Raw genomic sequence first — 18,474 nt, forward strand, 5'->3', positions numbered from 1 at the left:
AATACGCGGGTATTTTTGAAGACTTGCGAAACGGCACAGAAATGGTTCATACCAGCACAGAACGATCATCCCGTTCGCATCGCCCTTCCCCGGGTAAGGGCCGTCATTTGCGGGAAGACATCGTCATTGTCACAACCTCCAACGCCTCACTGGAAAGACCATGCCCACGCCGGTAGCTGCCATCGATATCAGACGCGATCTGGTCGGCCTTCTTCCGAAGTTGCGCCGCTTCGCGGTGACGCTGACCGGCGATCTGGCCGATGCGGATGAGCTGGTGCAAAACGTCTGTCAACGCGGCATAGCCAAGTTCCATCTCTGGAACGGCATCGGAAAGCTGGAAAGCTGGCTCTATACGATGGCGCGGCATCAATGGATCGATGAAGCGCGGCGCCATAGGCTGCGGCCCACCGCCAAGGGCAATGCGCTTGAACAAGGCGAGCCGGCATCCGGGGTGCACCCCAATCCGGTGGAAGCCGGAGAAGCGCACCGCTTGGTCACATCTTTGCCCGAAGGACTTGCCAGTGTCTTCCTGCTGGTCGATGTCGAAGGGCATAATTACAAGCAGGCGGCCGATATTCTCGGCATCCCCTTGTCGGCAGTGGCATCGCGGCTCTCCAGCGCCCGGTTGCATCTTGCCGCACAGGGTCACAGCCGCTCGCCTCGAAGGTTTTAAGCATTGCAGGACATGAAGAAATTGCCGCTCGAAGTTCGCCTTTCCGCCTTTTTGGACGGCGAGATGAGCCGCGAAGAAAAGGAAGAGCTGGAAAGGCTGATAGCCTCCGATCCGGATGCGCGCCGCATTTTCGACGAACTGCGGCATGGCTCCGATGTCGGTCGCAAGGCTTTCGATGAAGTCCTGAAGGAACCGGTTCCTCTGGCACTCGTGCGCTCCATCAAGAGCGCGCAGCCTCCGAAAACACGGGATCCCTCCCCCCGCCTCGCCCGGCCGTCCTTCAAGCTTGCCCCCTCCGGCAAGCAGTCGCTCGCGGCCGCTCTCCTCCTGTTCGTACTCGGCGGCGGCATCGGATATCTCTTTGGCGTGCAGCCGGCCCAGGTGCCCGCAGCGGCATCCCCTACCCCGGCTCAAGCGGCAGCACGCAGCTGGCTGGATGATATAGCCGCCTACCACCGCATCTATTCGCGGCAACCGCGCCACATGGTCGAACTGCAGGCAAGCGAGCTGGACGAAATCAGCAAGTGGCTGTCGAGCACGGTCGGCGTCAAATTCAACTTTCCGGATCTTGCTGCAGACGGTCTCGTCTTCCAGGGCGCGCGCATGTTCATTGCCGGCGGCAAGCCAGTGGGCCAGCTGATCTATAAAAACCTCGACGGCGAAGTCATCGCCATCTCTTTCACCAAGACCGAAGGCGCTCCGGACGACGGCGATTTCGACGAAACCATCAAGGACGATGTCAGTATCGTCTCCTGGCATCGCAATGGCGCGACCTATGCCGTCGTCGGCCCGTCCTCAGATGCCATGCTCGACCAGATCGCCAACAGGGTATCCTCTGAAATCTAATAGAGCCGCTCTTGCTTTGCAGCTTGCGGTGGCCAGCCAGCCGATGGATAATGCCCAACGGTAAACCGTACCGGGTTGATATTCTCGCTGGAGTTTCAATATGTCCGACGTTCTGCTGACCATTCCGGAAATCGACAGGCGCATCGCCGTGATAAGGGAAAACCTTCGCGAACTGATCGAACAGGCCACGGCCTTTTCCGGGGCAGCGGACGAAGAGCGCACCTCCGACCGGATCTCCGAGCAGGAGGAAGAGCTTGAGCGACTGACGAAGCAGCGCGACGAGCTCTCCAGGCAGAAGCCCTAGGTGCTGTTTCGTTTTGCGCGAAAAGGACTGTTCCACCCACCGCACCATTCCTGCCAGGCAGAACGAAAAATCCCCTCGACGATAGCGAGGGGATGTGATTTCACCAAACCTCAAAAGCTGAAATCCAGCTTTACTTCGCCTTGATATCGAGCACGCGGTTTGCCGCCGACACGATCGCCTCGAGCGATGCAGCAACGATGTTCGTGTTTATGCCCGCGCCGAACAGCTTGCCGCCTGGATGGGAAATCTCGACATAGGAGATTGCCGCGGCGTTGGAGCCGTGCTGCAGCGAGTGTTCGGAATAGTCCTCGACCGACATGGACACGCCGAGATAGATCGAGAGTGCGTTGATGAAACCGTCGATCGGACCGTTGCCGCGGCCTTCGATGCGCTTCACCTCGCCATTGTCGGTAATCTCGGCTGCGACGATGCGCTGACCCTTATGCTCGGGATCGGCGAAGGTGTGGTGATCGACGAAGCGGATGCGGGCGCCAGGCTGCGTCACGTAGCGCTCGATAAAGTGCTCGTAGATGCGCTTGGAGGGTAGCTCCTTGCCTTCTTCGTCGGTGATGCGCTGGATCTCTTCGCGATATTCCACCTGCAGATTGCGCGGCAGGTTCAAGCCGTAATCCTGCTGCATGATATAGGCGATACCGCCCTTGCCGGACTGCGAGTTGATGCGGATGATCGCCTCATAGGTGCGACCGACATCCTGCGGGTCGATTGGCAGGTAAGGCACTTCCCAGACGGGATCGTTGGCAACCTTGGCGGCCTTCATGCCCTTGTTGATCGCATCCTGGTGCGAGCCGGAGAAAGCCGTGTAGACCAGTTCGCCGACGTAAGGGTGACGCTCGCCGATCGCCATCTGGTTGGAATATTCGAAGACTTCCTTCATGCGTTCGATGTTGGAGCAATCCAGCTCCGGATCGACACCCTGCGTGAACATGTTCAGCGCCATGGTGACGACATCGACATTGCCGGTGCGCTCGCCATTGCCGAACAGTGTGCCCTCGACGCGGTCGGCGCCGGCCATCAAGGCCAGCTCGGCAGCGGCAATGCCGGTGCCGCGGTCATTATGCGGGTGCAGCGAGATGATCAGGTTTTCGCGATTATCGAGATTACGGCACATCCATTCGATTTGGTCGGCATAGATGTTCGGCGTCGCCATCTCGACTGTCGACGGCAGGTTGATGATCAGCTTGTTGTCAGGTGTCGGCTTCATGACGCCGATGACGGCGTTGCAGATTTCCAGCGCCACATCCAGCTCAGTGCCGGTGAAGCTTTCCGGCGAATATTCGAAACGATAGCCGCCGCCGGCCTTGGCCGCCATGTCGCTGATCATCTTGGCCGCATCGACGGCGATCTGCTTGATGCCCTGCACATCCTTGGCAAACACCACGCGGCGCTGCAATTCGCTGGTGGAATTGTAGAAATGGACGATCGGCTTGTTGGCGCCTTCCAGAGCCTCAAAGGTCCGAGTGATCAATTCCGGGCGGCATTGCACCAGAACCTGCAGCGACACGTCGGCGGGCACATTGCCCTCTTCGATGCACCAGCGGGCAAAATCGAAGTCGGTCTGGGAGGCCGACGGGAAACCAATCTCGATTTCCTTGAAGCCCATATCCAGCAGCAGCTGGAACATGCGGGCCTTGCGATCATGGCCCATCGGATCGACAAGCGCCTGGTTGCCGTCGCGCAGATCGACCGAACACCAAATTGGCGCCTTGGTGATGATCTTGGACGGCCAGGTCCGGTCGGAAATGTTGATCTGGGGATAGGCGCGGTATTTTACCGTCGCTTCGGGCATGCCTTTGGGGGAATGGCTGTTCGCGTCCATGGTCTCGTCTCTTCCTTTCCCGTCATTTTATCCCGCGTCTTAGCCGATCGGATGCGGCTTGGCGATGACAAATGCGGATCCCTTGCGGGTGTGCTGTCGATTTTAGGGTAAGTCGCGAGGAGCGATGGCCAGCGGGCTTTTCGGCCGCCGGGCGCTCCTCAAAGGACCCGGCAACCGCGCGTAAGGCCGAGGAGGAGAAGCGAGGTAAGGGCGCGCGTATTGTCACGCAGGGCAACACGCCCACGTGCAATCTGCTCAGAAATCTTTGCGCCAGTCGTCTTCATGGCCGCGCTTATAGCCGCGCCGCCAAAAAGAAGCAACCCCCTGCTCACTTGTTCATCGCTCGCACGCCGCGCGACAGCGCCATCATCAATCCGCCGGCGATCAGGCCCCAAAAGGCGCCGGAAACGCCGCCGAAGGAAACGCCCGAGGCCGTTACGAGAAAGGTAATGGCGGCGGCTTCCCGCGATTCCGCCTGCTGGAACGCATTGAGTGCCGAATTGGACAGTGCTCCTACAAGCGCCAGACCGGCGACCGCCTCGATCAGGATCGGCGGCGCCAACGCCACGAAAGCGGTGACGGCACTCGCGAGCAGGCCAAGAATGACATAGCCGGCGCCGGCGATAATCGCCGCCCAATAGCGCCGCTTCGGATCGGGATGCGCATCCTGCCCGGCGCACATGGCGGCGGTGATCGCGGCCAGATTGACAGCGTGACCACCAAAGGGGACCGCCAGCAGCGAAAACACGCCGGTAACCGCAAATAGCGGGCCAGGCTTGGGATCGTAGTTATGGACCTTGAGCACGGCGATACCAGGAATATTCTGGGACGCCATTGTCACGACAAACAATGGCAGTGCGATCGAGACAAGGCCGGCGACGGTGAAGACCGGCTTCACCAGTTCGACTGTCGGCAGCAGTGAATTCCCCAATGAGGCGAGAGCGCCGTCCGGTATCTTTACGCCGAAAGCCAGCACAAGCGCGAAAGCGGCAAGGGCCGCCGGCACCGCCCAGAGCCGCTTGAAGGAGCCAACGACGATCCAGGCGAGAATGATCGGCAGGCCGAATGCGGGGTTGAAGGCGATCGCCTTGACCGGCGCGAAGCAAAGGCCGAGCAGCACGCCCGAAAGCATGGCGTTGGCAAGCGGCGCCGGGATCAAGGCGACCGCCCGGCCGAATGGCCGAAACAAGCCGGCGATGACGATCAACAGGCCACAGATGAAGAAAGCCCCCACTGCCGCCGGAAAGCCGCCGTCGATCGCTCCGGCACTCGCGAGCAAGGCCGCCCCCGGCGTCGACCAGGCGGTACTGATGGGCGATCTGGTAACGGCACTCAGCACGATCGCGCAAAGGCCCATGGCAACTGAAAGCGCCATCAGCCCGGACGCTGCCTGCGCATCGGTCGCGCCGACCACCTGCAGACCGTGGAAAACGACGGCAAAGGAACTGGCAAAGCCGACAAATGCCGTGAGGCATCCCATAAACAGGCTTTGGATGGAGAAATCTTTGAGCATGGGGCGAGACTCGAACGACAAAACGATTGCGCCGCATGGAGCATTACAAGCTGCGGACGTGCAAGTGCAGTTTTGGGTCGAACTGACTGCCGGTATCGCACGAAGGCTCAATCGGCAAACAGCACCGATTAGTTGGTATCACTCACCGATCCGCTGACACTGGGCCAACGTCAATTCACAACAAGCATAAACACGCGCATTGACTCTCTTACTTATGCACGTTAATGCATGATTATGAGCACTTCACTTCCATTGTCCCGCAGGGACGTCATCGAAACACGGCTTGCAGAGGGACAAGAGATCGTCGCCACATCGCTTGCGGCCGAGTTCAATGTTTCCGAGGATGCCGTGCGCCGCGATCTCAGGGCGCTGGCCGCTGAAGGCAAATGCCGACGTGTCTATGGCGGCGCGCTTCCTCTTCTTAGCCTCTCGCGACCCATCTCTGCCCGCATCGGGCAGGCGTCCGATCGAAAGCAGGCACTGGCGCGTGCAGCCGTCAGCCTGATCGAACCCGGCGCTTTCGTGTTTCTCGACAGCGGCAGCACCAATCTTGCAATGGTGGACCTGCTGCCGAAGAACAGCGAGCTGACGGTCGCCACCAACTCCATCGACATCGCGTCTGTCGTCATGAAACGTGGCGACCTCCCGCTCATCCTGATCGGCGGCGCGGTCAACCCCATCGTTGGCGGCAGCGTCGATGCGGCCGCAGTGGCAGCCATCGAAAACATGAACATCGATCGTTGCTTCGTGGGCGCCTGTGCAGTCTCGGCGAAAAACGGCATCAGCGTGCATGAACATGCAGACGCGATTTTCAAACGGATGCTCATCAAGCGCAGCACGATAAGGATCGCCATGGCGACCTCCGAAAAGTTTCACGAGCAAGCGCCTCATCGCATCGGCGATGCTGCCGATATCGACTGGCTGATCGTTGAAGACGAGCTGCCCGAAGACGACGAGGAAGCTGCTATCCGAGCCGGTTTTACTCTCATGAAGCCGAGCGCCATCACCACATCATCCTGATCTCGAAAGACGGGGAATCATCATGCAATCCGCCGATCGGCCGGAAACCCGGCTGGCAACACGACTGGCCTTTCTCATTGCGGGATTCGGTATCGCCTGCTGGGCGCCCCTCGTCCCCTTCGCCAAGACCCGGCTTGGGGTCGATGATGGCGTACTTGGCATATTGCTGCTCTGCCTCGGCCTCGGCTCGGTCGCCGCAATGCTTGCGACCGGCATGTTGAGCGCGCGCTACGGCAGCAAGCCGATCATCATTGCCGGTGGGCTCGGCCTCGCGCTCACACTCCCGATCCTCACCATAGCCAGCACGCCATTCACGCTGGGCATCACCCTCGCCGTGTTCGGCGCTGCTCTGGGATCACTTGACGTCGCGATGAACATCCATGCCGTCGAGGTGGAAAAAGGCGCAGATAGACCTCTGATGTCCGGCTTTCACGCGCTTTTCAGCATCGGCGGCTTTATCGGCTCGCTGCTGGTGACGCTGCTGCTAACCGTCGATGCCGGCCCTCTCGTCGCAACGCTGCCATCGTCTGCCCTGATGCTGATCGCCCTGATCGTCGCCTGGCCCCGGCTGCTGAGGACCGTCCCATCGGAAGATGCGCCGCTTTTCGCCATTCCCCGCAGCTTCGTTCTGTTGCTTGCCGTACTTGCCGCCATCACCTTCCTTGTTGAAGGCGCCATTCTCGATTGGAGCGCCCTGCTGCTCACCACGCAGGGCCGGGTCGAAGCGAGCCATGGCGGCCTTGGCTACATGCTGTTTGCAATTGCCATGACGATAGGACGCCTGGCTGGCGACAGGATCACGGCAAAGCTCGGAGACAGAGCCATGATGTTGTGGGGCGGGCTCATCGCGGTAGCTGGCTTCCTCGTTCTCCTGTTGAGCCCCATCGCAATCCTCGCCATGAGCGGCTTCCTGCTGATCGGGCTTGGCGCTTCCAACATCGTGCCCGTGCTCTTCCGCAAGGGAGGAACGCAGACCGTCATGCCGGCGGGGCTGGCTGTCGCCGCCATTACCATGTGCGGATATGCCGGCGTATTGATCGGGCCTGCCAGTGTCGGCTTCGTCGCCAATCACATCGGCCTGCCCGGCTCGTTCTGGATGCTCGCCATACTGCTTTGTGCCGCACCTCTATGTGCCGGGATCGTCACTCGCACGCAGGATAAGGAGGAGACGAATGCGCATCGCTCATACCGCTCTGTGGACACGTGACATCGATGCCGCCGCAGCGTTCTGGATGAAGTATTTCGGAGCGACCGTCGGCGAGCCCTATCGCAGTCAGCGCCGCCCCGGCTTCATCTCCCGCTTCGTGCACCTGCCTGACGGCGCCGATCAGATTGAACTGATGACCGGCCCCTGGCTTCCAGCCGACGCACAGGACGAACGTGTCGGCTGGGACCACATCGCCATATCCCTGGGTGACCAGGCGGCCGTCGATGCGCTGGCCGAACGATGCAAGGCGGATGGCTGTCTCAAATCAGGCCCCCGAACGACAGGCGACGGTTTCTACGAGGCGGTTGTTGCCATGCCGGACGGAACCCCGGTCGAGATCACCACGTAGAAAGCGCCGCAGACCCCGACGCCCTCACCCGACTTTTTTTGAATTCGCCGCCCTCGGAAACGTTGCAAATCTCCCTAGCGGCGAAAGCTGGCGGCGGTCCATCCCGCCGCCAGCACCTTCCTCTCGGGTAGCCAAGGTTCGGCAATCTGGACAGGTCCATAGACGGGCGCCAGCTCTCAAGCCGGAGAATCAGCGCCGCTCTCCGATACCCTCGACAACAATGCGGATGAGATGCCTGATCTCGTCCTCGCTAAATCGGCCGCTCGAAAGAGCGGTCAGCATTGCCTGCCCATAAATGCCAAGCAGAACCAGCGACATGAAATTGGGGTCGTCGTCCTTGCGAATGACGCCCTGCTGTTGACCAAGCACCAGAAGGTCCCTGACAAGCCGCTGGAAAGACGGACGGTCAGGCCTCGGCTCAAGCGATGGTCTCTCGGCTGGAGCCAGCGCCAGCTTGGCGAGCGAAGGGTTTGCCAGGCACCAGCCGGCACTGTCGAGAAAGACCCGCTCCAGCAACACGAAGACGTCCTCATTTGCCTCCATCTGGGCACGATAGACTGCGTCACCTGCTTCCACCCGCGCGATGAGCTGCAGGGCGATCTCCTCTTTCGAGCCGAACAGATTATAGACCGTCTTGCGCGTGAGGCCGGCGCGCATCGCGATTTCCTCCACAGAGGTCTCGGCGAAACCGGCCTCACGAAAGGCCAGCACGGCGGCATCCAGGATGAGTGTTCGTGATCGCTCAGTTCGCTTTGGTATTGCCATTTTTATACTTTAGTGTAAATTTACACCCATGTAAACTTTCTCTTGCGTGGGAACGCTTTGAAGAATGGTTGCCACCCTCAAAGAATTCGGCCCCGATATCTGGATCGCCGATGGCCCCATCATCACGGCGGCCGCCGGCTTCCATTACTCGACGCGCATGGCCGTCATCCGATTGTCTAATGGCAGCCTGTTCCTGTGGTCGCCGACGCAAATCTCGGATGTCCTTCGCACAGAGATCGACACCTTGGGGAATGTAGCTTACGTGATACCACCCAATTCGCTTCACCATGTATTTCTGGGTGACTGGCAGCGCGCCTACCCCAATGCCAAGATCTACGCCCCGCCCGGTCTGGCGCAGAAGCGCAGGGACATCAGATTCGACGGCAACCTCAATGGAGCCATGGACAGCGATTGGGTCGATAACATCGATCTCGCCGTCATACGCGGCAACCTGATCACGACGGAGATTGTCTTTTTTCATCGCCAAAGCAGAACAGTGCTTTTCACCGACCTTATCCAGCATTTCCATCCGGGATGGTTCAAGGGCTGGCGGGCATTCGTAGCCCGTCTCGACCTTATGGTCGCCGCGGAGCCGTCCGTGCCTCGAAAGTTTCGCGCCGCATTTACCGATCGCAGTGCTGCGCGCGCATCGATCCAGCAAGTTCTTGAGTGGCCAGCCGAGAAAGTACTGATGGCTCACGGAGATCCCGTCACCGAAAACGGGCAAGCCTTCATTCGGAGCGCTTTTCGCTGGCTCATCGGCGCATGACTGCCTCCGAATGCCGCTCACCTCAGATGGACCAATAAGGCAAACCGATCATCACCATACAAAAAACCCCCGCCTGCCTTCCGGCAAGCGAGGGTTTTCGTTCAAGCAAAATAGGCTAGATCAAATCTCTGCCTGCGAGGTCACGATGCGCGAGACCAGGCCATAGGCCTTGGCTTCCTCGGCGGAAAGCCAATAGTCGCGGTCGGTGTCCTTGGCGATCTTTTCGATCGGCTGACCGGTGGCTTCAGAGAAGATCTTGTTGAGACGCTCGTTCATCTTGATGATTTCGCGTGCCTGGATCTCGATATCGGACGCCATGCCGCGCGTGCCGCCGGACGGTTGGTGCAGCAGGAAGCGCGTGTTCGGCAGGCAAATACGGCGTTCCTTGGGAACCGAGACGTAAATCAGCGCACCGGCGGAAGCGACCCAGCCCGTGCCGATCACCCAAACCTTCGGCTTGATGAACTTGATCATGTCATGGATGGAATCGCCTGATTCGACGTGGCCGCCGGGCGAATTCACATAGATACGGATGTCTTCGTCGCTGGCGGCAGCAAGTGCCACGAGCTGCGAGCAGACCTTCTGGGCCAGTTCCTGCGTGATGCCGCCATAGATGAAGATCGAGCGCGACTTGAAAAGATTCGCCTCCGCGTCCTTGCCCAACGGCTGTTCGTTCTTCTTGTCTTCCTGTTCGTCTTCGTCGTTCATTCGCAAGTCTCCAGCATGATGCGTCGTACACCGCACATAGTGCGACTCAATGCGTAAAACAATGCAGGAAAAAGACAAGGCGGGAATAGCGTCTGACAACATGGCGTTATGGTTGCGGATTACCGAAATGTAACTTGAATGGCTTTGAAAAGCCGAGATTGGATCCTACGTCAGGTCAGCGCGATTGAAGTCGCGCCCCGAATTTACAGCAGCAGATAGCCAAGGAGGCCATCATGTCGCCTGAAGAACGTCAGTTACTCGCTTCTCTCTTCGATCGCGTGCGCACCGCCGGCAGCGCCCAGCGCGACGCCGATGCGGAGACCTTCATCAACCAGTCGGTTCGCGACCAGCCCTATGCGCCATATTTTCTGGCGCAGGCCGTCATCATGCAGGAACAGGGCATGAAGGCCGCAGCCGATCGCATCCAGCAACTCGAGGCTCGCGTCCACGAGCTCGAACAGCAGGGCGCCGATAATCATCAACAAGGCCAGAGCGGCGGTTTCCTCGGCGGAATCGGCTCTTTATTCGGCGGCGGCCAGCAACAGCGCGCTCCGGCACCCCAGCCCCAAGCTGGATATCCGCAGCAGCAGGGCCGCCTCTATGACGACTATGCCCGCAACGCGCCGCAGCCCGGTCCCTGGAGCGGCCAGCCGCAGCAGCAACCATCAGGCCCGTGGAGCCAGCAGGCAGCAGCCCCCTCGGCCGGCGGCAGCTTCCTGCGCGGCGCTCTCGGCACGGCAGCCGGCGTCGCCGGCGGCGTGATGCTGGCGGAATCGCTCTCCAGCCTGTTCAGCCCGCATCTGGGCGGCACTGGCGGCGGTCTCTTCGGCGGAAATTCCGGCAGCGGCCTCTTCGGCGGGACGGCGGCTAATGCCGCGGAACAGCCCATTCAGGAGACCGTCATCAACAACAACTATTTCGGCAACGACGATAATAGCGATCAGAGCGCGGCCGATTACGCCCAGGATGCTGCCCAAGACGCTCAGGACGACGCCAATGACGATTCGTTCGACAATAGCGACGACGACAGCTCGTTTGCCTGAAGTCAGGCAGACATAAAGCTCCAGGAAAAAGCCGCCATCTCCGGATGGCGGCTTTTTTGTTCAGCCTCGGCCACGATAGGGCTGCACACCCTGATCCGGCAGCCACACGCCCTCCGGCGGCTTGCCCGTCTGCCAGAAGACATCGATCGGGATGCCGCCGCGCGGATACCAATAGGCGCCGATGCGCAGCCATTTCGGATCCAGCAGCTCCACCAGGCGCTTGGCGATATAGATCGAGCAATCCTCATGGAATGCGCCGTGATTGCGGAAGGAATGCAGGAAAAGCTTCAGCGACTTCGATTCTACCAGCCATTCGTTCGGCACATAGTCGATGACGATATGGGCGAAATCCGGCTGGCCCGTCATCGGGCAGAGCGAGGTGAATTCCGGCGCGGTGAAGCGCACGACATAGTCTGTGCCGGCATGGCCGGCCGGCACTTTTTCGAGAACGGCCGCCTCGGGATTTGCGGCGGTCTCGGTTTGGCTGCCGAGCATCGACAGGCCGGAAACATCGGTGTTGGGCATCTCAGATCTCCTTGACGCGGATACGGCGGGCCTGTTCGCCCTCCGGTTCCGCATGAATAGCTATTTCGGCGCTCGCATGGATCGCCCTTGTGGCGTCTTCAAGGCGAATACCAGCCAAGACAGGCTTGCGAACTGGCATAACGCCCCTCGCAATCATTTGGAAGTGGACTTGGGTCGCCACGTCGTCCAGCAAAAACTACAGCGAGACTTTGCAAACCATCGCTTCGCGACAGTGGAAGCCGGTTATGCACTCGTCTGTGAAAAACCGAGCTGTTAGTTTCGCTTGCAATCGCGCGCTAAGCTGTGCTTCAGCCCCGCATGCAAGGGTGGCCGGCATCGGCCGACAAATCGCCGCTCTCTATAAACCATGGTTGAATATGCCCACTCCTGACAATGCCCCTATTGCCGCAACTGCTATCGACGTCCCAGCGGGAGCGCCTGATCATCTGGTTGCGGCCGGCGCTTTTTCGGAAGAGGAGCGCAATGCCGTCTATCGCGCAATCGAGACGCGCCGCGACGTGCGTGATCAATTCAAGTCCGATCCCCTACCCGATGATCTTGTCCGGCGCCTGCTCGAAGCGGCTCATGCTGCCCCCTCGGTCGGCTTCATGCAGCCATGGAACTTCATCCTGATCCGTCAGCCGGAAACACGCGAACGCGTCTGGCATGCATTCCATCAGGCAAATGAGGAAGCCTGCGCGATGTTCGCAGGTGATCGCCGCGCCCAATATCAGCGGCTGAAGCTCGAAGGCATCCGCAAGGCGCCGCTCAGCATCTGCATTACCTGCGACACCAAGCGCGGCGGCCCTGTCGTGCTCGGCCGCACCCACAACCCGGCGACCGACGTCTACTCCACAGTCTGCGCCGTGCAGAACCTCTGGCTGGCCGCCCGCGCCGAAGGCGTCGGCGTCGGCTGGGTCAGCATCTTCCACGAAGAGGCCATCAAGGCGATTCTTGGCATACCCGAGCACGTCAAGATCGTCGCCTGGCTCTGCGTCGGCTATGTCGACGAACTCTATGACATGCCCGAGCTCGCCGTGAAGGGATGGCGCGACCGCCTGCCGCTCGACAAGCTCGTCTTCGAGGAAGGCTGGCAGGATTGCGAGGACCTGTGAGGGCCGCCGTTCCGCGGCAACCCTCTAGGGATCAAGGCGTTACGATCTGAACGTGACAAACGAGAACACGTTGCCATCCGGGTCGCGCACGTGAAAATCGGTGCCGCCCCACGCCTGTTTGGTCAACGGCTGCGCGAACTCGACACCCCTGGCCTTGAATTCCTCGAACAGTCCCTGGACATTCGAAACCTCGATCGAAGCGAGAATGAGCGATCCCTCCTTTGCCGCCGCAGCGGCAAAATAGGGCTCATAGACGAGCCGCAAATGGAGCCAGATGCCGTCCCGCGACACCGCTCCATAGAACGGCGGTGCGCCATGCAGGAACTCCGCCACAAAACCGAGCTTTTCCCTGAAGAAGGCAGCGCTCGCCGTCACATCCCGCACGAAAAGGATGGGAATGACACTCTTGAAAACCGGCGGTTCGGGTGAAGCCGGTAGCGTCTTCGGCGCATCCGCGGCCACGGCCTTCAACTCGGCCCAACTCTTGTGGCCCGCTTCGACCGCAACGATCTCCTGCGCCAGCGCCAATGGGAATTTCATCGCCAGGATCTCACGATCCGTCAGGGCGCTGAAACGGTCGAGGACTCGAACTCTCCCGCCAATGGAATAGTCACGATCGCGGTGCCAGCGCATCAGCAGCTTGGCTTGTTTGCGATAGGTATCGAGGGTTGGCATGGACAGACTCCTGCTGAGTGATATCAGCGGGCGGGCCTAGCCCTTTCGGCCCCCATGCCGATGTGCCCCACAGGAACGCCGGAACATTAATTTACAACCCTTGGCAAGTCAAACCGGTGGCTACAGCCCTTTGACGGGCGAAGGGCCTGCGGCGAAACGATCACGATCATTGTGCAGATCAAGCGATTGCCGCAGCATCCAAGGCAGAGCAGTCCATAGGCCGGTGGTCAATCCTGCCTGCCTCAATGCGGCGGCCGTCCACGTATTGCAGCCCATGAAGGCATTGAAATAACCCCTCGCCTCGAAGAATGCGTCATTCGGGCCGTAATTGCTGCCCGGTAGGGATATCGGCCCTCCATCCCCCTGAACGAGGCTGTCCAGAATGAATTGCTTCAGCCGCTCAAGCCCACCGGCATCGATATTGAGCACGGTCACCGCCGGTGCGTCCTCGGGGATATTACCGGCAAGTTCGGCGTGGATGACGGACCGATCCAAGGTGAAGCTCTTCAGTACCGGGCCCGGCTTCAGATCCGCCCAAGTCGGTGTCTCGATATAGAAGCTGCGGCCTCCCCAGCCGAAGACGAGGTAGCGCAGGTTGGGATTATCGAGATCAAGCCCGGCCGTCCGCAGGAATGCAAAGCGAGCCAGGAGATCGCCATCAACAGGTATGGCGATATCTGTATGGATGGGGTTGCTGAGCATGAGGATGCGATGGGTTTGCTCCGCCAGCACCGGCTCATTTTGCCAGAGCGGACGCGGCACCACGATGCCGAGAGCGGCAATCGCGACGAGCGCCAGCATGGCGATCAGGACGCTTTTGAATATCTTTGTGATCAACAACCGGAAGCCCCTACCCGACACGAGATGTCTTCAGGTGTTTGTTGGCTCTTTCAAGGCAAAAACATCCCCATGCACTTTTTCCGAGTGCATGGGGATGTTCTATTTAAATCCATAGCGTCGGAGCCCGGATCAGGCGGCCTTCGTCTTTGCACGGCGCGCCAGATGCGCCACCACGTTCTCGATCATCCGCATGCCGGCATCGCCGCCGAGCGTCATGATCGATTCCGGATGGAACTGCACAGCCGCGATCGGCTCCTTCACATGCTCAATACCCATGATCGTGCCATCCTCGCTTTCCGCCGTGATCATGAAATCACGCGGCAAGGTCGAGGGATCAGCAAAGATGGAGTGATAACGGCCGACGGTGACTTCACGGCCGAGACCGGAGAAGACAAGACCCGGTTCCAGCACGCGAATGCGCGACGGCTTGCCATGCATCGGCAGGGCGAGATGGCGCAGCTCGCCGCCATAGGCTTCCGCCAGCGCCTGCAGGCCCAGGCAGACGCCGAAGATCGGCAGGTTGCGCGCCCGCGCTTTCTTGATCGTCGCCTTGCAGTCGAAATCCTTCGGATTGCCGGGTCCCGGCGACAGCACGACCAGATCGGGATCCAGCCGGTCGAACACCTCTTCCGGCACCGGCGTGCGCACGGTGGAAACCGTCGCGCCCGTCTGGCGGAAGTAGTTCGCCAACGTATGGACGAAGCTGTCCTCGTGGTCGATCAGCAGGATCTTCACGCCCTTGCCCACGGAGGCGACGTCGCGCTGCTGCTTGCCGGAATTGGCAGCCTTGGCATCACGGATGGCAGACAGCATGGCGGAGGCCTTCAATTCGGTTTCGGCTTCTTCTTCCTCGGGGATCGAGTCGTTGAGCAGCGTAGCGCCAGCGCGCACCTCGGCAATGCCGTCCTTGATGCGCACGGTGCGCAGCGTCAGGCCGGTATTCATGTCGCCGTTGAAGCCGACCATGCCGATCGCGCCACCATACCATGCGCGCGGGCTCTTTTCATGGCTCTCGATGAAGCGCATGGCCCAGAGCTTCGGCGCGCCGGTGACGGTGACCGCCCAGGCATGGCTGAGGAAGCCGTCAAAGGCGTCCATGTCGTCACGCAGGCGGCCCTCGATATGGTCAACCGTGTGGATGAGACGCGAATACATCTCGATCTGCCGGCGGCCGATGACCTTGACCGAGCCCGGCTCGCAGACGCGGCTCTTGTCGTTACGATCGACGTCGGAGCACATGGTCAGCTCGGACTCGTCCTTCTTGGAATTCAGAAGCTTCAGGATCTGCTCGCTATCGGCGATCGGATCGTCACCGCGCTTGATCGTACCTGAGATCGGGCAGGTCTCGATGCGGCGGCCAGAAACACGCACGAACATTTCGGGCGATGCTCCCACCAGATATTCCTGATTGCCGAGATTGATGAAGAAGGAATAGGGCGAAGGGTTGATCGCCTTCAGCCGCTTGGAAATATCGGAAGGCTTGCTCTCGCAGCGCTCCATGAACTTCTGGCCGGGCACGACCTCGAAGAGATCGCCCTTCCGGAAGCTTTCCTTCGCCTTGACTACCAGCTCGGCATATTCACCGGGGCGATGATCGCTCTTCGGCGGTATCGTATCGGTGTGGCGGAAGGGCTCGGCGGCGATCTCGCCGGATTTGTCCTCGGTGGAAACGCCATCCTTGGCGAAATCGTAACGGTCGATCCAGGCCTTGGCGGAGTAGTTGTCGACCACCAGGATCTCGTCCGGCAGGTAGAGCACCATATCGCGCTGATCGTCGGGACGCTTGAGCTTCAGGTTGATGGCGTCGAACTGGAAGGCAAGGTCGTAGCCGAAGGCACCATAAAAGCCGATGCTGGCATCCGCCTGCGAATAGAACAGCTCCGTCACCGCGCGCAGCACGGTAAACACCGTCGGCATCTTCGAGCGTTCTTCCTCGGTGAAGATCCGGTCCGGCGTCTTCACCGTCAGGTCGAGCCGGCGCAGCGTCGAGGCGCCAAGCGTCAGCTCGGACACCGTCTTCAGCTTTTCGGCGATGAAGCCGAGAATGACTTCGCCACGCTCGTTATAGGCGTCGATCCAGACGTCGCGACCGGAACAGGAAAGGCCGAGCGGCGGATCGACGACGGCGGTATCCCAACGGGTATAGCGGCCAGGATATTCGTAGTTCGACGAGAACACCGCACCGCGACGCTCGTCGAGCTTGTCGATATAGGACGAAACCGCATCCGCATAAGGAGTCGGCCGACGTTGTCGGGTGACGGTGATCCCGCCCTTCGTCTCGTAGACTTCCGCACCATCATCCCGAAGGATCGTTACCATTATTCCCACTCCGTTATCGGGCCCGGATGACAGGCGGCCTTTATAACAAAAAAGCCGCCTCGAAATCTCGGGCGGCTCACTCGTGGTCTTTGAACACGATTGGTCGAGGCCGCCTCAGCGAGCCCACCACCAAACTGCAATGTTGTTCAAGGACATGTTCATGGCGGGAATTGTTAGCGTGAGATGAGGTGATGCGCAAGCCGCAATCTCGGTGAATGGGCAGAAACGATTTTTCGTCTCTGCCCACCCTTTTGCTAGTCCTGCGTTCGGGCTGCTTCGAAGAACTCCTCCGGCCCGTCAACCTCAATCAGCCGCTTCCGGTCGATCAGCCAGAAGCGGTTGCCGATGCTGCGCACGAAGCTGCGGTCGTGGGAGACGAGCAGGCAGCTTGCCTCGTTCGCCGTCAGTTCGTCTTCCAGAGCCTCCTGGCCATCGATATCCAGATGGTTGGTCGGCTCGTCGAGCAGGTAGAAGTTGGGATTAGTGAGCCTCAGCACCAGCATCGCCAGCCGCGCCTTCTGTCCGCCCGAAAGCCTGCCGATAGCACGCCCCTGCATCTCGATGTTCATGCCTGCGCCGGCGAGCAGCGTCCTCGCGCGTTGCTCGCCGAGCTCGAACAGCCGCGTGATGACGCCCAGCGGCGTATCGTCCTGACCGAGATTGGAGAGGGCTTGATCGCTATAGCCGAGCACCAACGACGGCGTCGGCTTGATCGCTCCGGCATTCGCCGGATGGTCGATGGCCTTGCGGATCATCTCGACAAGCCGCGTCTTGCCGGCGCCGTTGGCGCCGAGCAGGACGATGCGGTCCCCCTGGCAGATCCAGCGTTTGCCGGTCTTGAAGAGCAGCGTGCCGTCAGGTGTCTCGACCGAGGCATCATCGAGTGTCACCAGTATCTTCGCCTGCGTGCCGCGATTGGCGAGCTTGATCGCGCCGGCCGAACGCTCCTGATAGCCCGGTCGAGCGGCGTCCTCCAGTTTCTCGGCTCTTGCCCTCAGCTGCTTCGTCTTCACGGTCAGCAGATCGCTGCCGGAGTTGACCCCGATATTGTGGAGCTTGGCCGCCTGCTTGCGCAGCTGCTGCGCCGTCTTCATCTCCTTCTGGTAGCGCCGCTCTTCCGAAGCATCGGCCTCGTCCAGCGCCGCCCGCGCCCGGCTATAGGGCAGCGCATAGATCTGCGACTGCTCCTGACGCAGGAACAGCGTCCGGTTGCTCACAGCATCGAGAAAGGCGCGATCGTGGCTGGCAATCAGCACGGCGACGTCGCGCGGCAGCGCATTCAGCCAGTCCTCCAGCAACGCGATCTTGGCGAGATCGAGATGGTTGGTCGGTTCGTCCAGCATCATCACATCAGGCTCGGTCACCCAGACGCGGGCAAGCATGGCAAGTCTTTGCCAGCCGCCGCTGAGCTGGGCGAGCGTCCTCTCCCGCATCACCGCGGGCACATCGAGCGAATCGAGAGTGACATCCACGCGCCAGCTCTCGCTTGCGGCCTGCTCCTTCGGCAGGGCGCGGAGAACCGCATCGTAGAAGGAGACATCAAGCAGATCGGCGGGGACGTTCTGCTCGACATACCCGACCCGCAGGCCGCGCGTGCGGGTCATATCGCCCGTCGTCGGCTCCAGCCTGCCGGCTATGCTGTTGAGCAGTGAAGTCTTCCCGCGCCCGTTCGCAGCGACGATCCCGATGCGGTCACCGGCATCGACGGTCAGATTGAGATTGGAAAACAACGGCGCACCCAGGGTAACGCCGAAATTGCGAAGATTGATCAGAGTCATGGTCTTTTCCGGTCTTGCTCGAGCATTCCCTAGACATCGCCTGCGGCTCCCTTTGCCGCGCTACGCCGATGTCGCTGGCCATGGATAGGCCAATGCTCGAAAACATGTCATGACGCGGCCACACGGGCATAAATGCACGAAGCCACGTCGCCCAAAGGGCAGACCAGAAGAATGAGTGAGTTACAGCC

19 protein-coding genes are annotated in these 18,474 nt (G+C 60.4%); 9 read left to right on the forward strand and 10 right to left on the reverse strand.

Annotation, left to right across the window (positions count from 1 at the left end; all coding sequences use genetic code 11):
- The first annotated feature begins 160 nt into the window (after positions 1-160).
- From ACQZ6F_RS09435 to ACQZ6F_RS09445, 3 genes are all read left to right on the forward strand, one after another.
- The gene (locus tag ACQZ6F_RS09435; protein ID WP_077469355.1) at positions 161-673 is read left to right on the forward strand and encodes an RNA polymerase sigma factor; all 513 of its coding nucleotides are present in this window, start codon (positions 161-163) and stop codon (positions 671-673) included.
- A gap of 3 nt (positions 674-676) precedes the next feature.
- Positions 677-1,519, forward strand: coding sequence for an anti-sigma factor family protein (locus ACQZ6F_RS09440; protein WP_205910634.1), 843 nt, complete (start codon positions 677-679; stop codon positions 1,517-1,519).
- A gap of 100 nt (positions 1,520-1,619) precedes the next feature.
- On the forward strand, positions 1,620-1,823 hold the full coding sequence (locus ACQZ6F_RS09445; RefSeq protein ID WP_449091994.1) for a hypothetical protein: 204 nt from the start codon (positions 1,620-1,622) through the stop codon (positions 1,821-1,823).
- Positions 1,824-1,953: 130 nt separating this feature from the next.
- On the opposite strand, the gene leuA is transcribed toward ACQZ6F_RS09445, so the two are convergent.
- Both leuA and ACQZ6F_RS09455 read right to left on the reverse strand, forming a co-directional pair.
- The gene (leuA, locus tag ACQZ6F_RS09450; RefSeq protein ID WP_077469357.1) at positions 1,954-3,660 is read right to left on the reverse strand and encodes a 2-isopropylmalate synthase; all 1,707 of its coding nucleotides are present in this window, start codon (positions 3,658-3,660) and stop codon (positions 1,954-1,956) included.
- 328 nt (positions 3,661-3,988) lie between these two features.
- Positions 3,989-5,173 carry a benzoate/H(+) symporter BenE family transporter gene (locus ACQZ6F_RS09455; protein ID WP_449091993.1) on the reverse strand — a complete coding sequence of 395 codons (1,185 nt, stop codon included), beginning with the start codon at positions 5,171-5,173 and terminating at the stop codon, positions 3,989-3,991.
- A gap of 234 nt (positions 5,174-5,407) precedes the next feature.
- Here ACQZ6F_RS09455 and ACQZ6F_RS09460 point away from each other — a divergent pair, with 234 nt between their 5' ends.
- The 3 genes from ACQZ6F_RS09460 to ACQZ6F_RS09470 are packed head-to-tail and all read left to right on the forward strand — an operon-like array spanning position 5,408 to position 7,749.
- Positions 5,408-6,193: a DeoR/GlpR family DNA-binding transcription regulator gene (locus ACQZ6F_RS09460; RefSeq protein WP_449091992.1), complete on the forward strand. Its 786-nt coding sequence runs from the start codon at positions 5,408-5,410 to the stop codon at positions 6,191-6,193.
- A 22-nt stretch (positions 6,194-6,215) separates the two neighbouring features.
- A complete protein-coding gene (locus ACQZ6F_RS09465) occupies positions 6,216-7,400 on the forward strand; it encodes an MFS transporter (protein WP_449091991.1) in 1,185 nt (394 codons plus the stop codon).
- Entirely contained in the window at positions 7,366-7,749 is a 384-nt protein-coding gene (locus tag ACQZ6F_RS09470) for a VOC family protein (RefSeq protein WP_449091990.1), read from the forward strand. Before ACQZ6F_RS09465 ends, ACQZ6F_RS09470 begins: the two co-directional genes overlap by 35 nt.
- Positions 7,750-7,938: 189 nt before the next feature.
- Here ACQZ6F_RS09470 and ACQZ6F_RS09475 read toward each other — a convergent pair whose 3' ends face one another.
- On the reverse strand, positions 7,939-8,514 hold the full coding sequence (locus ACQZ6F_RS09475) for a TetR/AcrR family transcriptional regulator (RefSeq protein WP_449091989.1): 576 nt from the start codon (positions 8,512-8,514) through the stop codon (positions 7,939-7,941).
- 64 nt (positions 8,515-8,578) lie between these two features.
- Here ACQZ6F_RS09475 and ACQZ6F_RS09480 point away from each other — a divergent pair, with 64 nt between their 5' ends.
- Positions 8,579-9,283: a DUF4336 domain-containing protein gene (locus ACQZ6F_RS09480; RefSeq protein WP_449091988.1), complete on the forward strand. Its 705-nt coding sequence runs from the start codon at positions 8,579-8,581 to the stop codon at positions 9,281-9,283.
- A gap of 120 nt (positions 9,284-9,403) precedes the next feature.
- Here the strand turns inward: ACQZ6F_RS09480 and ACQZ6F_RS09485 are convergent, their stop codons facing one another.
- The gene (locus tag ACQZ6F_RS09485; RefSeq protein WP_068388429.1) at positions 9,404-9,991 is read right to left on the reverse strand and encodes an ATP-dependent Clp protease proteolytic subunit; all 588 of its coding nucleotides are present in this window, start codon (positions 9,989-9,991) and stop codon (positions 9,404-9,406) included.
- Between the two features lie 233 nt (positions 9,992-10,224).
- Here ACQZ6F_RS09485 and ACQZ6F_RS09490 point away from each other — a divergent pair, with 233 nt between their 5' ends.
- The gene (locus tag ACQZ6F_RS09490; RefSeq protein ID WP_449091987.1) at positions 10,225-11,034 is read left to right on the forward strand and encodes a DUF2076 domain-containing protein; all 810 of its coding nucleotides are present in this window, start codon (positions 10,225-10,227) and stop codon (positions 11,032-11,034) included.
- Between the two features lie 60 nt (positions 11,035-11,094).
- Here the strand turns inward: ACQZ6F_RS09490 and queF are convergent, their stop codons facing one another.
- Complete coding sequence (gene queF / locus ACQZ6F_RS09495) at positions 11,095-11,559, reverse strand: preQ(1) synthase (RefSeq protein WP_077471818.1); 465 nt, start codon at positions 11,557-11,559, stop codon at positions 11,095-11,097.
- 1 nt (position 11,560) lies between these two features.
- Positions 11,561-11,698, reverse strand: coding sequence for a hypothetical protein (locus ACQZ6F_RS09500; protein ID WP_158008737.1), 138 nt, complete (start codon positions 11,696-11,698; stop codon positions 11,561-11,563).
- 238 nt (positions 11,699-11,936) lie between these two features.
- Between ACQZ6F_RS09500 and bluB the strand changes: the two genes are divergently transcribed.
- Positions 11,937-12,674, forward strand: a complete 738-nt coding sequence (gene bluB, locus ACQZ6F_RS09505; protein WP_449091986.1) for a 5,6-dimethylbenzimidazole synthase — start codon at positions 11,937-11,939, stop codon at positions 12,672-12,674.
- Positions 12,675-12,713: 39 nt separating this feature from the next.
- On the opposite strand, the gene ACQZ6F_RS09510 is transcribed toward bluB, so the two are convergent.
- The 4 genes from ACQZ6F_RS09510 to ACQZ6F_RS09525 all read right to left on the reverse strand — a co-directional run bounded on the left by ACQZ6F_RS09510 (position 12,714) and on the right by ACQZ6F_RS09525 (position 18,286).
- The gene (locus tag ACQZ6F_RS09510; RefSeq protein ID WP_449091985.1) at positions 12,714-13,349 is read right to left on the reverse strand and encodes a glyoxalase superfamily protein; all 636 of its coding nucleotides are present in this window, start codon (positions 13,347-13,349) and stop codon (positions 12,714-12,716) included.
- Positions 13,350-13,469: 120 nt separating this feature from the next.
- On the reverse strand, positions 13,470-14,150 hold the full coding sequence (locus tag ACQZ6F_RS09515) for a TIGR02117 family protein (protein ID WP_449092398.1): 681 nt from the start codon (positions 14,148-14,150) through the stop codon (positions 13,470-13,472).
- Positions 14,151-14,318: 168 nt separating this feature from the next.
- Positions 14,319-16,508: an anthranilate synthase gene (locus ACQZ6F_RS09520; protein WP_449091984.1), complete on the reverse strand. Its 2,190-nt coding sequence runs from the start codon at positions 16,506-16,508 to the stop codon at positions 14,319-14,321.
- A gap of 254 nt (positions 16,509-16,762) precedes the next feature.
- A complete protein-coding gene (locus ACQZ6F_RS09525) occupies positions 16,763-18,286 on the reverse strand; it encodes an ABC-F family ATP-binding cassette domain-containing protein (protein ID WP_449091983.1) in 1,524 nt (507 codons plus the stop codon).
- Positions 18,287-18,474 lie beyond the last annotated feature (188 nt).

Source organism: Rhizobium sp. A22-96, assembly GCF_053521805.1.

Bases quoted from the DNA above. Each gene is read 5' to 3' on its own strand.
- ACQZ6F_RS09510 (WP_449091985.1), bottom strand. From the start codon at position 13,349: ATGCCAACCCTCGATACCTATCGCAAACAAGCCAAGCTGCTGATGCGC.
- ACQZ6F_RS09480 (WP_449091988.1), top strand. From the start codon at position 8,579: ATGGTTGCCACCCTCAAAGAATTCGGCCCCGATATCTGGATCGCCGAT.
- bluB (WP_449091986.1), top strand. From the start codon at position 11,937: ATGCCCACTCCTGACAATGCCCCTATTGCCGCAACTGCTATCGACGTC.
- ACQZ6F_RS09455 (WP_449091993.1), bottom strand. From the start codon at position 5,173: ATGCTCAAAGATTTCTCCATCCAAAGCCTGTTTATGGGATGCCTCACG.
- ACQZ6F_RS09445 (WP_449091994.1), top strand. From the start codon at position 1,620: ATGTCCGACGTTCTGCTGACCATTCCGGAAATCGACAGGCGCATCGCC.
- ACQZ6F_RS09525 (WP_449091983.1), bottom strand. From the start codon at position 18,286: ATGACTCTGATCAATCTTCGCAATTTCGGCGTTACCCTGGGTGCGCCG.
- ACQZ6F_RS09460 (WP_449091992.1), top strand. From the start codon at position 5,408: ATGAGCACTTCACTTCCATTGTCCCGCAGGGACGTCATCGAAACACGG.
- ACQZ6F_RS09500 (WP_158008737.1), bottom strand. From the start codon at position 11,698: ATGCCAGTTCGCAAGCCTGTCTTGGCTGGTATTCGCCTTGAAGACGCC.
- ACQZ6F_RS09490 (WP_449091987.1), top strand. From the start codon at position 10,225: ATGTCGCCTGAAGAACGTCAGTTACTCGCTTCTCTCTTCGATCGCGTG.
- ACQZ6F_RS09470 (WP_449091990.1), top strand. From the start codon at position 7,366: ATGCGCATCGCTCATACCGCTCTGTGGACACGTGACATCGATGCCGCC.
- leuA (WP_077469357.1), bottom strand. From the start codon at position 3,660: ATGGACGCGAACAGCCATTCCCCCAAAGGCATGCCCGAAGCGACGGTA.
- queF (WP_077471818.1), bottom strand. From the start codon at position 11,559: ATGCCCAACACCGATGTTTCCGGCCTGTCGATGCTCGGCAGCCAAACC.
- ACQZ6F_RS09515 (WP_449092398.1), bottom strand. From the start codon at position 14,150: ATGCTGGCGCTCGTCGCGATTGCCGCTCTCGGCATCGTGGTGCCGCGT.
- ACQZ6F_RS09520 (WP_449091984.1), bottom strand. From the start codon at position 16,508: ATGGTAACGATCCTTCGGGATGATGGTGCGGAAGTCTACGAGACGAAG.
- ACQZ6F_RS09465 (WP_449091991.1), top strand. From the start codon at position 6,216: ATGCAATCCGCCGATCGGCCGGAAACCCGGCTGGCAACACGACTGGCC.
- ACQZ6F_RS09435 (WP_077469355.1), top strand. From the start codon at position 161: ATGCCCACGCCGGTAGCTGCCATCGATATCAGACGCGATCTGGTCGGC.
- ACQZ6F_RS09485 (WP_068388429.1), bottom strand. From the start codon at position 9,991: ATGAACGACGAAGACGAACAGGAAGACAAGAAGAACGAACAGCCGTTG.
- ACQZ6F_RS09475 (WP_449091989.1), bottom strand. From the start codon at position 8,514: ATGGCAATACCAAAGCGAACTGAGCGATCACGAACACTCATCCTGGAT.